This is a genomic window from Aquibium carbonis (genome assembly GCF_003970795.1).
Taxonomy (GTDB): Bacteria; Pseudomonadota; Alphaproteobacteria; order Rhizobiales; family Rhizobiaceae; genus Aquibium; species Aquibium carbonis.
The window spans coordinates 20,936-34,839 of sequence record NZ_RWKW01000034.1 but is presented as its reverse complement, the minus strand read 5'-3'; the positions used below and the strand labels follow the sequence as shown (position 1 = coordinate 34,839).

12 protein-coding genes are annotated in these 13,904 nt (G+C 66.9%); 1 reads left to right on the top strand and 11 read right to left on the bottom strand.

The genetic code is table 11. From position 1 onward, the window contains the following. Positions 1-45 precede the first annotated feature (45 nt). Complete coding sequence (locus tag EJC49_RS09740; RefSeq protein WP_126699729.1) at positions 46-447, bottom strand: single-stranded DNA-binding protein; 402 nt, start codon at positions 445-447, stop codon at positions 46-48. 683 nt (positions 448-1,130) lie between these two features. Beyond that, a complete protein-coding gene (locus tag EJC49_RS09735; protein WP_126699727.1) occupies positions 1,131-1,586 on the bottom strand; it encodes an Lrp/AsnC family transcriptional regulator in 456 nt (151 codons plus the stop codon). A gap of 102 nt (positions 1,587-1,688) precedes the next feature. Here EJC49_RS09735 and EJC49_RS09730 point away from each other — a divergent pair, with 102 nt between their 5' ends. After that, on the top strand, positions 1,689-2,693 hold the full coding sequence (locus EJC49_RS09730) for a DMT family transporter (RefSeq protein ID WP_210211783.1): 1,005 nt from the start codon (positions 1,689-1,691) through the stop codon (positions 2,691-2,693). A 154-nt stretch (positions 2,694-2,847) separates the two neighbouring features. On the opposite strand, the gene EJC49_RS09725 is transcribed toward EJC49_RS09730, so the two are convergent. The 9 genes from EJC49_RS09725 to EJC49_RS09685 form a co-directional block, all read right to left on the bottom strand. Then, on the bottom strand, positions 2,848-3,264 hold the full coding sequence (locus tag EJC49_RS09725; protein WP_126699725.1) for a hypothetical protein: 417 nt from the start codon (positions 3,262-3,264) through the stop codon (positions 2,848-2,850). Positions 3,265-3,430: 166 nt separating this feature from the next. Continuing rightward, complete coding sequence (locus EJC49_RS09720) at positions 3,431-4,372, bottom strand: DUF2493 domain-containing protein (RefSeq protein ID WP_126699723.1); 942 nt, start codon at positions 4,370-4,372, stop codon at positions 3,431-3,433. A 315-nt stretch (positions 4,373-4,687) separates the two neighbouring features. Further along, positions 4,688-5,728 carry a DUF7146 domain-containing protein gene (locus EJC49_RS09715; RefSeq protein WP_126699721.1) on the bottom strand — a complete coding sequence of 347 codons (1,041 nt, stop codon included), beginning with the start codon at positions 5,726-5,728 and terminating at the stop codon, positions 4,688-4,690. After that, positions 5,728-10,095, bottom strand: coding sequence for a strawberry notch family protein (locus tag EJC49_RS09710; RefSeq protein WP_126699719.1), 4,368 nt, complete (start codon positions 10,093-10,095; stop codon positions 5,728-5,730). Before EJC49_RS09710 ends, EJC49_RS09715 begins: the two co-directional genes overlap by 1 nt. A gap of 157 nt (positions 10,096-10,252) precedes the next feature. Next, on the bottom strand, positions 10,253-10,666 hold the full coding sequence (locus tag EJC49_RS09705) for an antirestriction protein (RefSeq protein WP_126699717.1): 414 nt from the start codon (positions 10,664-10,666) through the stop codon (positions 10,253-10,255). Beyond that, positions 10,659-11,075, bottom strand: a complete 417-nt coding sequence (locus EJC49_RS09700; protein WP_126699715.1) for a hypothetical protein — start codon at positions 11,073-11,075, stop codon at positions 10,659-10,661. Before EJC49_RS09700 ends, EJC49_RS09705 begins: the two co-directional genes overlap by 8 nt. A 67-nt stretch (positions 11,076-11,142) precedes the next feature. Further along, complete coding sequence (locus EJC49_RS09695; RefSeq protein WP_126699713.1) at positions 11,143-11,340, bottom strand: hypothetical protein; 198 nt, start codon at positions 11,338-11,340, stop codon at positions 11,143-11,145. Beyond that, on the bottom strand, positions 11,340-11,600 hold the full coding sequence (locus EJC49_RS09690; RefSeq protein WP_126699711.1) for a DUF6117 family protein: 261 nt from the start codon (positions 11,598-11,600) through the stop codon (positions 11,340-11,342). Before EJC49_RS09690 ends, EJC49_RS09695 begins: the two co-directional genes overlap by 1 nt. Positions 11,601-11,687: 87 nt before the next feature. After that, a complete protein-coding gene (locus tag EJC49_RS09685; RefSeq protein WP_126699709.1) occupies positions 11,688-13,847 on the bottom strand; it encodes a ParB/RepB/Spo0J family partition protein in 2,160 nt (719 codons plus the stop codon). Positions 13,848-13,904 lie beyond the last annotated feature (57 nt).

Below are 13,904 nucleotides of genomic sequence, written 5' to 3'. Positions count from 1 at the left end.
AAGAAGGCCCGGCGGCTTGCGCCGCCGGGCTCTCGACACCTCCTTTCAGAACGGGATCTCGTCGTCGGGATCGTTGGCGCCGCGGCTGTCGTCCTCCCGCTTCGGCCAGCTCAGGAAGTCCACCGTCTCGGCGATGATCTCCGTGCTGTAGCGCTCGATGCCTTCCCTGTCGGTCCACTTCGTGTAGTGGATACGGCCTCGGACCAGCACCTTCATGCCCTTCTGGCAATGCTGCTCGACCGTCTTGCCGAGGCCGTTGAAGCAGGTGATGCGGTGCCATTCGGTCTCCTGGACACGGTAGCCGTCCTTGTCCCGCAGAACCTTGCCTTCCGCGTAGCGGGGGCGCGAGGTGGCGAGGGTGAAGTGGGTGATGCGGGTGTTATTGATGGTGGTGCGGCTCTCGGGGTCCTGACCGATGTTGCCGGCGAGAATGACGAGGTTCTGCATGGTAATTCTCCGTTGCTTCAACCGGAGGGACCGTCCCTCCGACGAGACCCGGCCACGGCCGCCGGGAGCCGACAGCAACCCCTAAGGCCCGGAGTGGGGCGGGCAGGCGCTTCGCGCCAACACGGTCCGGAGCCGCCGGGGTTGAAGGCGGAAACCGCTCGGTCGTAGGGGATCAGTCAGTCGGAGGGCATGTCCTTCCGCGAGCGCATCACGGAGAAACCGCAGAACCCTCCTCCTTGCCGGCCCGACCGTCGGTCGCGGCCTCGAACCCGCGCCGCGTCTCGATCCCGCGTGATGATCCACGCCCAGCCATAGGCGCATGCCGATCCCGGATCGCTGGTGAGGGACAGCGCGGGCACCGGCGTCAGAGTGAATGGTGCCGTCCCTGCTTCGGTGGTTCTGGCGACGGTTCCGTGCAAGCCCGAAGGGATGCAGGTATGGCTCCGGCCGGCAGCCCCGTCATGCGAGGTGGGCCGATAGGGAGGGGGACGAGAGCATCATGCTCCCGATCACGTCGATCGGGGAGATCCTGTGTCGGACAGATGCGGATGCCGCGCTGCGGCGTCGAAGCGGATGCCGGCGCCCATCCCGTCATGAACGAGGATCGGAGACCCTGGCAGTGATACCGACGTGGCCCACTTTCAGGGGAGCGGCCGATCATGGCGGTCATGATCTGAGGAGCGTCAGGGAGGCGTAATCTTCGTGGTCTCCTTGTAGGTTTCGACGGCGAACAGTGTCGTGTAGCGAACCACGTCCGGATCACTGTCGAAGAGGCGGTCACAGAGCGCCTGATATTCTTCCATGTCGCCGAAATGCCCGATCAGCACGGCGTCCTGATCGCCAGTGACACCGAACGCCTGGGTGATCGCTGGTTCCCCTGAAATGCGCGACGCGAACGACAACCGCACGTCTTTGGTGTGGTTGCGCGTCGTGACGGTGATGACAGCCCGAATGCTGCGCCCGAGTTTGGTCGGGTCCGCAAGATAAACACAGGCTTTCAGGACGCCCGTTCGCCGCAACTCCGCAACCCGGCGCAGACAGGTCGAAGGCGTCGAACCAACCGCCTCCGCCAGCTCCGCCTTGGTGAGCGTACCGTCTACCTGAAGCGCGGCCACGATCCGGAGGTCTAGTTCATCCATATCCAGCGCCTCCGGTGGTCTAAAACGCCATTCCATCAGGTATTTTGACCACCTTATCCGCCACTTTCGCCGTATCAAAATAAAAAACGGCGTAGTGAAACGATGAACAGAGCAACGCTCGGTCTGACCTGGGCCTTTTCCTTTGTGATCCTCGAAGCGGCCCAGGCCGTGTTTTTTGGTGGCGTGTTTCAGGACTACGACTCGTTCCTGATCGGCGGGGCAGTTTTTGGATTCACCGCTGCCGGAGCGCTGATCTGGGCAAAGGCGCGGACCCCGGAGCAACTGAAAATCGCATGGGCCAACAGAGCCAGCCTGTTCGGGCTGAACCTCTCGACGGCCCTTGTCTGGATCGCATATTTCTTCGCGCTTCAAATGATCGAACCGGCCGTCGTCTTCACGGTGTTTTCGGGGCTGATACCCATTGCCATCCTGGTTGCCTCGGCCCGCGGGCTTCCGGAAGCGTCACCGCTGCGCAACCGGGTCGAGGGTGTCGGCCTAATCATTGTGGTGATCGGCGTCGGTTATCTGGCGGCGATCACGCTGCTTGGACAATCAGGCTTCGTGCGCGGCGGTCCAGCCGCCGCGATGGCCGGACTGCTGCTGACCTGTGTGTCTGCCGTCAGTCTCGCGGCGATGATGATCTACAGCCGCAGGTTCAACCGCCTCGGCATAGCACCGATTGCGCAATATGGTCTGCGATTTCCGCTTTACGTGATGGTGGCGCTCTCCGCCGCATGGCTCGGCCTTGATGGTAAAGGTCCGGTCGATCCAGGCGGGCTGCTCGCTGTTATCGTGATCGGCTTCGCGATCATGGCGTTTCCGGTCTTTGCGATGCAGAAGGCGATATCGCTGATGTCCACCCTGTCACTGGCCGCGATCACGGCGCTCGGTCCACTGTTCGTTTTCCTGTTTCAGATCGTCGAAGGCCGCGTGGCATACGCACCTGCCACGGTGACGGGTTTGACGATCTATTTCGCAGGGGCCGTTTTGGCGGCCTGGGGCGGAACGAAACGCTCGGGTGGAAAGTCGATCGCCCACAAGCGGAATGATATAACAACCAAGCTCGACCGCGAGATTGCGAAGCTGCACACGACTCATCTTCGCTGAGAGCACGTTGCGCCGGCAGACAGCCGTCGCGAAACTGCCCGATTAAAACGACAGTTTCGCGCCCGATTTCTGCGCCGTGGCGAAAAGGGCACTTTGCGACGCTCGCGCGCCAGCCCAACGACGACGCACCCAACGACGACGCACGGATGAGGTTTCAGCGCGGCGAGAACGCGGCGCTGGCGCCGTTTATGTTCATCATGGCGGCAATGCCGACGACGAGGCCGCCGGTGCCGGAAAGAAGATTGAGTGCGACAGTCGACTCGATGACGTTGTGCGCGACTCCATACACCAGCATGTAGCCTGCAAGGGCGGCGGGCGCGGCGAAGACCGCGACGACGGGGAGACGCAGGAGAGGAGCGCGCACGAAGGCGAGAATGGCGGCGGCGACCAGGACGGAGAGGCCGGCCGCGCCGAGCGCGGCGAGCATGGACATGAGCACACTCGCATCTGTCGCATGGACGTAGCGGAACGCTGCAAGCCCGACCATGAACGGGAGGGCATATATCGCGAAATGCCATGCGATCATGGTCAGCGCGATCGTGAACGAGACGGCAAGCAGGATCAGGGTCATGGAAGCCTCCAGATGATCGGTTGAGGGATCACCACAGGCTGCCTGACGATACGCTCCGCCTGCGACTTTGCATCTATGCCGGTTCTACGAGGATGCATGGATTTGACCCCTTTTGCTGGCGATCGTCAAGCGAAGGCGGCTGAAACAGCCGCCTGAGCGGCGGCGCCTAAGCGCCGCCCCGATCGCGGAAATCGAAGACGTTGATGCCGAGCTTCCGCGCCTTGTCGGCAAGGTTGCCCTGGATGCCGCCGCCGGGAAAGACGATGACGCCGATCGGAAGCACTTCCAGCACCGCGTCGTTGCGCTTGAAGGGTGCCTGCTTCGCCGGATACTTCGCGAAGTCGGGCGGGAACGGGACGACCGGCACCTTGCGGTTCGCGGCCCATTTGTCGGCGATCAGGTCGGTGCCGGTCCTGGCGCCGCCATGCAGGAGAACCATCTGCGGATACTTGGCCTGAACCTTGTCGAGCACGCTCCAGATGAGGTTGTGGTCGTTGAACGTGTTGGCGCCGGAGACCGCGATCCTCGGCCCGGCCGGGATCAGCACCTCGGCGTCCGCCCTTCGGCGGGCGGCGATGAAGTCGCGGCTGTCGACCAGCGCCGAGGTCAGGTTGCGGTGGTTGACCATCGAGCCGGAGCGCGGCCGCCAGCTTGATCCGGTGTGGCGCTCGTAGTGCTCGGCGGCCTGGTCGCGCATCAGCTCGAAGGTGTCGCGCCGCTCCAGCATCGTCTGGCCCTCGGCCGTGAGGCGCTCCAGCTCGACCGCCTTGATCTCGGTGCCGTCCTGTTCGCGCTGGAGGCGACGCTGCGCCTGCTCGTTGTCGTCCAGCGTGCGCTCGATCCGCTGCACGGCGCGGTGGAAGAGATTGACGGTCGACCAGAGGAGTTCATCGAGATCGGGTTCGAGACGGGTGTCGCCAAGCGTGGCGATCATGGCGTCGAAGATGTCTGCGACGGCTCCGGCCACAGCGCCGCCCTCGGGCAGCGGCCTCGGATCGGGCTCGTGCTGAAACGGGCGCCAGCCATAGAGCTGGAGTTCGGTGAGGAGGTGATCGGTGGGGGACGAGGCGTGCTGCGGCTCGAAGCCGTCTTCGTGTTCGCTGCGCATCTGCGTGGTCTCCTTCGTCGGCCTGACCGCGACCCTCGCGGCCTTCATGGCGTCGGAAGCCCACGGGCGGACCCGACTGGCAGCCCTCGCTCGCGAGGGCCTTGATGGCCAAGGCCGGCGATTTTGCCTCGCGATGCAAAGGCGGCTCAGCCGCCGGCGGAAAATCGTCGGCCGCCGCCATTGCCGGCCGGGCCGTTTGTGGGCTCGATCGCCCTCTGGGAAGGCCGGGTTGCGATCTCTGCCGACGATCGGTGGAGCCACGCGGAAGCGAACCGGGGACGGCGGCCGCGCCGCACGCTCCATCCCCGATCCCGACTACGTCGCCAGCGCCATGAAGCGGCCGGCGTCCTCATGGACGAGTTGAGGCCGGATCAGCGCCCGCAGGGCCTCGGGACCGTCGAGCCGCAGATCCTCGTTGAAGTCCTCGAGACGCGGCGACAGCACCACCACCTCGATCCCGGCGCTCGACGCCCGCTCGACAAGGCTGTCCCGCGCGCCGTCGCCGGCTGGATCGCGGTCACGCAGGACATAGAGCCGCCGCAGCGTCGCCGGGAACAGGATGGCCGCGAGGTGGGCGGCCGAACTTGCCGCCAGCATCGGCATTCGGGGCAGGACGATGCGGGGCGACAGCACCGTCTCGATGCCTTCGCTCGCCGCCAGCACATCGTCCGCCATGTCGAAGCGGATGCCGTGTCCGAGGAGGTCGCCCATCGCCCGCCTCGGCGTATCGACATCTGCCTTCCCCGATCCGTCCGGCGCGAGCCAGGTGCGATGCGCCCCGGTCAGATGGCCGTGGAGATCGGTGACGGCGGCGATCATCGCCGGCCAGGTCTCGGTCGGGCTGTGCTCGTCCGGCCGATAGTAGCATCGCGGATGGAAGCGCAGGCTGGCGGTGCCGGCGAGGTCCGTGATGCCGCGCCCGCGCAAATAGGTCTGCGCGAGCGTGCCGTGGATCGGACGCGACATGCCGAACAGCCGCCGCGCCGCTTCGGGCGAGCCCGATGCGTTCCGGCTCGCCTTCCCGGCCCGCGTTCCGGTGTCCGGTTCGGGATGAGGCAGGCTGAGGAAGCGTCGCGCTTCCTCGGCCACGTCCTTGAAGTCGACGAGGCCGAGCGCCTCGCGGACGATATCGAGCATGTCGCCATGCTCGCCGGTAGCGGCATCGGTCCAGTGGCCGGCCGGTCCCTTGGCCGAGCTGCGCAGCCGGACGAACATGGAGCGGCCGGGAGCGTTGCGGGCGTTCCCGACCAGCCAGTAATTGCCCTGCCGGCGTCCGTTCGACAGGTAATGCCGGCACGCCGCCTCGGCATGGAGTCCGAGGCGGCGGGAGAGTTCCGAAGCGTCGAGACGGGGCATTACGCAGCCTCCCGTTCGCTGATGCGCTCGACGGACCAGCGGTCGAGCAGCTTCGCCAGCACCGCGACGCCGCTGGCGTCGGTGGGAACGAACATGCGCAGTTTCCACGAGATGATCTCGTGGAACAAGCCGTAGGCCGTGAGGCGCTCGCGCATCGTGTCGGTGAAGCCCGACAGCTCGATGCGATGCGCCCCCATGACACGGACGCGGCGAAGCTGGAGGCCGTCGTCGAGGTCGATGACGGTCCTGCCATCCATGAGCGCCGCGAATGCTTCTTCGGCCGACAGCGAGAGCGAGCCGGTCGTCACCGCGTTGGCCGCCCAGGCGGGCGAGACACGACGGCCGATGACGCGCTCGCCGTCATCGGTCTGGAGCCGGTAGACGCGCGAGGACTCGTTCGGCAGCCGCTTCCAGATCGGCAGCAGCAGGCCGCTGACGATGTGGATGGTAGAGTCCGTGAACGGCGGCACCTCGGCGATCTCGGCCTCCCAGGCGGAAGCGAAGGCATCGCGGCCGGCTTCGACCCAATGCGTTTCTGCCATCATCCTGACCGGGACGTTGTGCGCCTCCATCGGCCGGATCAGGCGGACGCGGCGCTCGATCTCGCCGTCATCGAGCATGACGCTGCTCGCCGGGATCTGCACGGCGGCGCGGCCCGAGCGCTCGTTGAGCAGGAGCTTGGCACGCGGATCGCCGAGTTCGCCGAGCGCGGCATCGAGCGTAACCGGCCGGTTGCGCTTGCGCTCGGCAATGGTGAGCAGCCGGGTCTCCGCGCCGGTGCCGGGATGGGTGTAGATCGTCTGCCGGTCGGTGACGGTGAAGCTCTCCGCGCGCAGCGTCTCCAGCCCGGCATCGTAGGAGCCGGATGCGATCGCGCCCTCGATCCGCGCGTTCAGCAGCCCCTCAAAGGCGGTGAAGATGATGCCCTGCATCTCGATCGTCAGCGCCAGCAGGCGGTTGAGGAAGGTCGAGATGCCCGGCAACTCGTCCTTGATGCCGTTGGAATCGACGAGCTTCAGGCCGGTCGCTGCCTCGAACCGCTCCAGCGAGCAGCCCTCGACCTTGCCGAGCACGATCAGCATGTAGAGCTGGCGCAGCGCGTCGCGGGCATAGTGCGATTCCAGATTGTCCTCGGGGCGGAACAGGCCCTGACCGCCCGTCTGCCGCTGGCCGCGCGTGATCGCGCCCAGCGTGTCGAGCCGGCGGGCGATCGTGCTGAGAAACCGCTTCTCGGCCTTGACGTTGGTGGCGATCGGCCGGAAGAGTGGCGGCTGCGCCTGGTTGGTCCGATGCGTGCGGCCGAGGCCCTGGATGGCGGCATCCGCCTTCCAGCCGGGTTCGAGCAGGTAGTGGACGCGCAGCCGCGTGTTCCGCACCGACAGTTCGGCGTGGTAGCTGCGGCCTGTCCCGCCCGCATCCGAGAACACCAGCACGCGCTTCTGGTCGTCCATGAAGGCGGCGGTCTCGGCAAGGTTGGCCGAGCCGGCGCGGGTTTCGACAACGAGGCGGTCGAAGCCGCCATTGCTCGTCCTGCGGACGATCCTGCGCGAGCGGCCGGTGACTTCGGCCACCATGTCGGTGCCGAAGCGCTGGACGATCTGGTCGAGCGCACCGGGGACCGGCGGCAGGCTGGCGAGCTTCTCGATCAGCGCGTCGCGCCGGGCAACCGCCTCGCGGCTTTCGACGGGCTGGCCGTCGCGCGTGACCGGCCGCGACGACAGCTTGCCCTCAGAGTCCGTGAAGGGCTCGTAGAGCTGCACCGGGAAGGAGTGGCGAAGGTAGTCCAGAACGTATTCGCGGGGCGTGATGTCGACGCGGACGTCGTTCCATTCCTCGGTCGGCAGCTCCGCCAGACGCCGCTCCATCAGCGCCTCGCCGGTCGAGACGATCTGCACGACGGCGACATGGCCCGCCTCCAGATCGCGCTCGATCGAGCGGAGCAAGGTGGGCGTCTTCATGCTGGTGAGCAGATGGCCGAAGAAGCGCTGCTTGGCCGACTCGAACGCGGAACGTGCCGCGGACTTCGCCTGCTTGTTCAGCGTGCCCGAACCGCCTTCGCCGCCGCCGGTGATGTTGGCGGCCTGCATGGCGGCGTCGAGGTTGTTGTGGATGATGGCGAAGCCGCCGGCATAGGCGTCGTAGATGCGGGTCTGCTCGGGCGTCAGCTCGTGCTCGACCAGCTCGTATTCCACGCCGTCGAAGCTGAGAGAGCGGGCGGTGTAGAGGCCAAGCGCGCGCAGGTCGCGCGCCAGCACCTCCATCGCTGCGACGCCGCCGGCCTCGATCGCCTCCACGAACTCGGCCCGCGTCGAGAATGGGAAATCCTCGCCGCCCCAGAGGCCGAGCCGCTGGGCATAGGCGAGGTTGTGGACCGTGGTGGCGCCTGTCGCCGAGACGTAGACGATACGGGCATCGGGAAGCGCATGCTGGAGGCGTAGCCCGGCGCGGCCCTGCTGCGATGGGGCGGCGTCACCGCGCTCGCCCCTGCCGCCGACCGCGTTCTGCAAGGCGTGGCATTCGTCGAAAATGACGACGCCATCCCAGTCGGCGCCGAGCCAGTCGACGATCTGCTGGACGCGCGACGCCTTCTCGCCGCGCTCATCGGTTCTGAGTGTGGCGTAGGTGGTGAACAGGATGCCCTCGGGCAGCGTGATCGGCTTGCCCTGCGGGAAACGCGATTGCGGCGTAATCAGCAGCCGCTCCATGCCGAGCGCCGACCAATCCCGCTGCGCGTCTTCCAGCAGCTTGTCCGACTTGGAGATCCACAGTGCCTTGCGGCGCCCCTGCATCCAGTTGTCGAGGATGATGCTGGCGGACTCGCGGCCCTTGCCGACGCCGGTGCCGTCGCCGATCATGAAGCCGCGCCGGAAGCGGACGGCGCCGCTCGCGTCGTCGGGCGCGGCGTTCACGACATCGAAAGTCTCGTCCACCGTCCACGAGCCGGCGAGATAGTCGGAATGCGCCTCGCCGGCATAGATCAGGGTTTCGAGCTGGGCGTCCGACAGCAGATCATGGATGTCGGCCGGCAGGCGGGGCCGATAGCTTGGCTTTGGCGGCGCGACGGACGCCATCGCGGCGGACTGCACAAGCTTGGTCGGATGAGCCTGCGCGCCAGGAATACGGATCGCCTGGAGCGCGTATTCCTCGTAGATGGAATCGGTGATGTGGCCGGTCCCGGCGTCCTGGCGATCGACGGTCTCATAGGCGAGATCGACGCCTTCCGGTTCGGCCAAAGCCCTCCTGGGAGCGGTTTTCGCGGCGCGGGCGATGTAACCGCGCACGGTGCGAGGCGCTGGCGTCGCCGCGACCGGAACGGCGATGGCGGGATCGACCGGCAGGCGGGCCGGCACATGCTCGGCCACCCAGCCCATCAGCGTCGCCGCGTCTGGCGCGACGCCGGGAGACGCCGGAAAGTCGGTCGGATCGGCGGCCGGCTCTTTGTCGATGACGGTAAGCCGCGTCGGAAAGGTCGTGCCGTGCTTGGCATAGACCGAGCCGTCGATCGCGGCCGAGAACACGACGCGGCCGCGCTCCTGCAGACGGGCATAGGCGGAAACCCAGCCCGGCGCGTCGGGGGCGAAGTTCGCGCCGGTGATCGTCACGAGGCGGCCGCCGGGAGCTAGGCGCGCCAGCGCCGAGGCGACATGGCGGAATGCCGCGTCGGCCATGTGGGTCTCGACATTGGCCATGACGGAAAATGGCGGGTTCATCAGCACGACGGTCGGCGTCACAGCCAGATCGAGGTGGTCGTCGATCTGGGCCGCGTCGAAGCGGGTGACGAAAAGGCCCGGAAAGAGGGAGGAGAGAAGCGAGGCGCGGGTTTCGGCCAGCTCGTTGAGGACGAGCGCGCCGCCGGCGATCTCGGCGAGGATGGCGAGCAGGCCGGTGCCGGCCGAGGGCTCCAGCACGCGGTCGGCCGGTGTGATCGCGGCGGCGGTCGCGGCGACCAGGCCGAGCGGGATCGGCGTCGAAAACTGCTGGAAGGACTGCGCCTCTTCGGAGCGGCGCGTGTGGGTCGGCATCAGCGCAGCGACACGTCCCAGCAGCGGCAGGCTCGCCGCCGGGGAGCCTGCCTTGCGGAACAGCGCCTTGCCGAACCTGCGTAGGAACAGCACCGTGGCCGCTTCGCACGCTTCATAGGCGGTCTTCCAGTTCCAGGCGCCCGCCGCATCGGAGCCGCCGAAGGCGGTCTCCATCGCGTGGCGCAGGGCCGGCGCGTCGATGCGCTGACCGCGTTCGAGATGGGGAAGGAGGAACTGCGCGGCCGCGAGGATGGCGGCGGCGGTGTCGGGCTCGGAGGCGAGCGGGATCGGCGCGGCCGCGTTCGCGGCCGGATCTACTGCCAGGGGGGCGGACATCATGTTCATCGGGAACCTCAAGGAGAGCGGGAACGGGATGAGCCGACCGGCGCTCTCTCTCGACCGCACCGGCTCGAACCCGTCCCGGCCTTCCTCTGCCTCTCAGGTGTAAGGCGAGGCCGACACGAAAACAGGCGCCCCGCCGGGAGGCGGGGCGCTTTCGTCCTCAGTCGATGGCCTGGAATATTTCGGAGGCTTCGGGATGCCCGGCGCAATAGGAATGAAGGCGGCCGTAGCCTTGCGCGAGCAGGTCGGAATTGAACCGGAACGAGAGATGCGAAAAGGCGAACAGAGTGGCTATGATTCCTGCCGCCTCTGCCGAAACCTCGCCCTCATAATCGTTCGTCTCGCAGATGATCCGGAAGCGAGGCTTCGAGGTCGGCGCGAGGAAAAGCGGTCTTCCCCGGTATTCGTAGAAATCCCAGAAACCGCCACCATAGTCGTGTGGGCTCAGCCTCTCCATGAGACTGTAGACCGTGTTCTCGGCAACGATGAGAAGCGGCAGGCCGAACAGGGTAGGCAGGAAATCCTCGCGGCGCTCGTCGGGAACCAGGGACGCGGTGTGGATGATCTCAGGCATCGGGATCGCCTCCGTCCAGGGCGGTGCGGAGCCACTCGCTGGTATTGATCCAGCCGAAAGACTGGCGCTTGCCGAGGTCGATCACATGCGCGCCGCCGCCATAGGCGTCGTGGCGCGGCTTTGAGCATGTGTCGGCCCACTGGAAGCCCCAGAGCCCCTTGAGGTCGAAGGCTTCGGCGCAGCGGAGGGCGAAGCGGATGACGTGCTCGGGCTCGCCGGTCTCGTCGTCGCGCATCGACAGAACGGAGCCGCCTTCTTCCTCAGGTATGGAGAGGATGAATCCAATGTCGCGGGATTCCTGCTCGGCAATGTCGGCGGCGAGCTTCGCGCGAAGTTCGAGGGATCGGATGGCGTTCTCGCGCGTGCCCACGTCGAGAGCGCAGGAGAAATGAGTGAAGTAGTTGGCCATGTCAGGCTCCTGAAACGAAAATGCCCGGCGCGAGGCCGGGCGGGGTTGGCAGGGTGAGCGGAAGGCGTCAGTGGCGGGTTCGCATGAAACCGCGCTGGATCTCCGCATGGCGGCGAAGCATCGCGCAGTAGAACATCCTGCGGAGCTGCCGCCGGCACGGATCGGCGCGGACTTCGGGCGGCAGCAATCTTGCCGCCGCCCGGACCACGGCCCGGTCGGTATCGAGCGGGGTGACGCCGAGATCGGGATAGTGCGAGTGGAGCATCACTGTCCTCCGCCATTGCGCGGGAGGAAGCCGGACGGATCGTCCGGGTCCGGCGGAAGGTAGGCGTCGTAAGGATTGCCATCGGCCAGATGGCCGAACGGCGTGAAGACGTAATCGCCGCCGTCGCGGCCGACCGCGCAGATGACGTAGCGCCGGTCGCCGGTTGCGGTGTCCTGGCACTCCATCAGGGCAAGGTTGCCGTCGCCTGCAGCCCTCAGCAGCGTGTTGAAGTTGGTGCGCGCATGGTCGGGAATCGCCATCGTGTTCTCCTGAAACGAAAAAGGCCCGGCGCGAGGCCGGGCCATGAGTGAAGGAAGGAACGGAGCGGCTGGGGCCGCTCCGCAAGGCTATTCGGCAGCGATCATGCTGGCCGGATCGTGCTCGTCGCCGGTCTCGGCCGCGTCGTCCTCGTCACCGGCGAGGAAGGCGGGCAGCGCCTCGGCATCGCCGTCCGTCCCGGCATCAAGCTCCGGGTCGGCGTCGAGCGGACGCAGCGGCTCGGGCAGCCAGCCGGTTTCGGTGAGCAGCCGTTCGGCTTCCTCCGCCATGTCGCCCTTCTTCATGTGGGCGATCAGGTCGGCCGCGCGATCGCCGGCGCCCTCGCGGACGGCTTCGAGGATGCGGGTCTTCGGAACGCGGCCGAGATAGTTTTCGACCGTGGGTCGGAACCCCGCCTCGATCATGTCGAGGCCGGTGGTTCGGGCAAGCCGATCGGCCTCCGCCATGCGAAGGTCGAGACCATGCTGCGAGATGCCGCTTGCGCTGATCGGGTTCGGCCGCTCGTAGAGCGCGTTGACGCCGAAGCTGACGCAATGGGCGAGCAGCGCCAGGCGGCTGGCCTCGTCGAGCGCGGCGAGCCAGTCCCACAGCGCGTCGTCGTCGGACGGAATGTCCGACTTCCAGCCGTCGTGCCGCTCCTTGACCGACCGCGCATAGGGGCTGTCCTTGAGGTCCGGACCCTGCTCGCGGAAATAGACCTCGCGGACGGATGCCCCGACCGCGGCGCCGTTGGTGGAGCGCCCGAACGTGTCGCGCACCAGCTTGTGCAGCAGCGCCGTGAGCGCGACATTCGGGTTGGCGCCCACCGCGTCACGCAGGGCGAGCGTGCGATGCGCCGTCAGCTCGGCCACCAGCCTTTCCGACAGGGGACGGATGACGTCTTCCTCGTCCTCCTCCGGCTCGGCCGGCTCGCCGCCGATGGTGATGACGGTCCGCATGACGCGCGGCCCATCCACGGCGTCGCCATCCGCGTCGGCACCTTCGGCCTCCGGCGCTTCGCCGTCGACGGTGGCGGCCGGCTCGTCCTCGGGCCGGACATAGCCGCGATCGACAACCAGATCGCCATCGGAATCGACCGAGATGAAGACGCCGGCGATGGCGATTTCTGCCGGATCGTAGGTGGCCGGGCGGCGCTCGAAGGCGTCCAGCGCCTCCTCGATCTCGCCGAGCCGCTGATGGACCTCATCGGGCAACTCGTCGCAGCCGTCATGCTCGGCCATGAGGGCGTCGTACTCATCGCGAAGCGTCTCGCGCTGCTTGCGCTCCTTTCTCGTGAGTTCGGGCAAGGTGCCGGTGAGCGCGCGAATGCCCCGCTCGTGGCCGAGCGGGAGGTCGAGACTGACGATGATCCACTTCCAGCCCTCGGCGGCCACCTCGTCGGCGACGGTCTTGAGCTTGTCAGCAACCAGCCTGTCGAGCAGGGGCACGTCGTCCAGCCAGCCGCCATCCTCTTCGTCGAACAGGTAGCGGGGCAGCACCGGGCCGCCGGCCGCGACATAGGCGTCGAGACCGACGAACAGGGCGCGCTTGTCGGACGCCGGAACGCTGGTCTCGGTGAGCATCTGGCGGACGTGCCAGGGTTCGCGGTAGTGCGATTGCCTCACCGCATCCCAGACCTGCTCCTGGCGGGCATGATCGGGGTTCGCGGTGAAGGTCTCCAGAAGTGCCAGCGTCATGCCGTTCTCGGCATAGACCTCAAGCAGCCTGGGCGAGACCTTGGCAAGCGCAAGGCGCTGCTCGACATAGCGCTCCGTGGTGAAGTAGGCGGTGGCGACCTCCGCCGTGGACATGCCGCCGTCGACCATGCGCTTGAAGGCGCGGAACTGATCGAGCGGATGCAGCGCCAGCCGCAGCACGTTCTCGGCCAGCGAGTCGTCCACGGCCGACGTCTTGGCATCGGCCTTCTTGACGATGCAGGGAACGAGCCCGTCCTCGGGGAAACGCCCCGCCTTCACGAGCCGGGCGATCGACCTGTAGCGGCGCCCGCCGGCCGGGGTCTCGAAATCGCCGGTCTCGTTGCCGTCCGCATCGAGGATGGCGCGGACATTGAGGCCCTGCACGAGATCCTCGCGGCGCTCGATGTCGAAGGTGAGTTCGTCCAGGCCGGCCTCGACGTCGACCTCGCGGACATTGCTGTCCGACAGCCTGATCCGGTTGAACGGAATATCGCGCGCCCGCGAGAACTCGATCATCGGGACGGCGGACTTCTTCCTGGCAGCTCTTGCCATCGTGGTTTCTCCACGACGGGCGCGGAGAGCCTCTCTCTCCGCTTCCAACCCGTCACA

Bases quoted from the DNA above. Each gene is read 5' to 3' on its own strand.
- EJC49_RS09740 (WP_126699729.1), bottom strand. From the start codon at position 447: ATGCAGAACCTCGTCATTCTCGCCGGCAACATCGGTCAGGACCCCGAG.
- EJC49_RS09735 (WP_126699727.1), bottom strand. From the start codon at position 1,586: ATGGATGAACTAGACCTCCGGATCGTGGCCGCGCTTCAGGTAGACGGT.
- EJC49_RS09730 (WP_210211783.1), top strand. From the start codon at position 1,689: ATGAACAGAGCAACGCTCGGTCTGACCTGGGCCTTTTCCTTTGTGATC.
- EJC49_RS09725 (WP_126699725.1), bottom strand. From the start codon at position 3,264: ATGACCCTGATCCTGCTTGCCGTCTCGTTCACGATCGCGCTGACCATG.
- EJC49_RS09720 (WP_126699723.1), bottom strand. From the start codon at position 4,372: ATGCGCAGCGAACACGAAGACGGCTTCGAGCCGCAGCACGCCTCGTCC.
- EJC49_RS09715 (WP_126699721.1), bottom strand. From the start codon at position 5,728: ATGCCCCGTCTCGACGCTTCGGAACTCTCCCGCCGCCTCGGACTCCAT.
- EJC49_RS09710 (WP_126699719.1), bottom strand. From the start codon at position 10,095: ATGAACATGATGTCCGCCCCCCTGGCAGTAGATCCGGCCGCGAACGCG.
- EJC49_RS09705 (WP_126699717.1), bottom strand. From the start codon at position 10,666: ATGCCTGAGATCATCCACACCGCGTCCCTGGTTCCCGACGAGCGCCGC.
- EJC49_RS09700 (WP_126699715.1), bottom strand. From the start codon at position 11,075: ATGGCCAACTACTTCACTCATTTCTCCTGCGCTCTCGACGTGGGCACG.
- EJC49_RS09695 (WP_126699713.1), bottom strand. From the start codon at position 11,340: ATGCTCCACTCGCACTATCCCGATCTCGGCGTCACCCCGCTCGATACC.
- EJC49_RS09690 (WP_126699711.1), bottom strand. From the start codon at position 11,600: ATGGCGATTCCCGACCATGCGCGCACCAACTTCAACACGCTGCTGAGG.
- EJC49_RS09685 (WP_126699709.1), bottom strand. From the start codon at position 13,847: ATGGCAAGAGCTGCCAGGAAGAAGTCCGCCGTCCCGATGATCGAGTTC.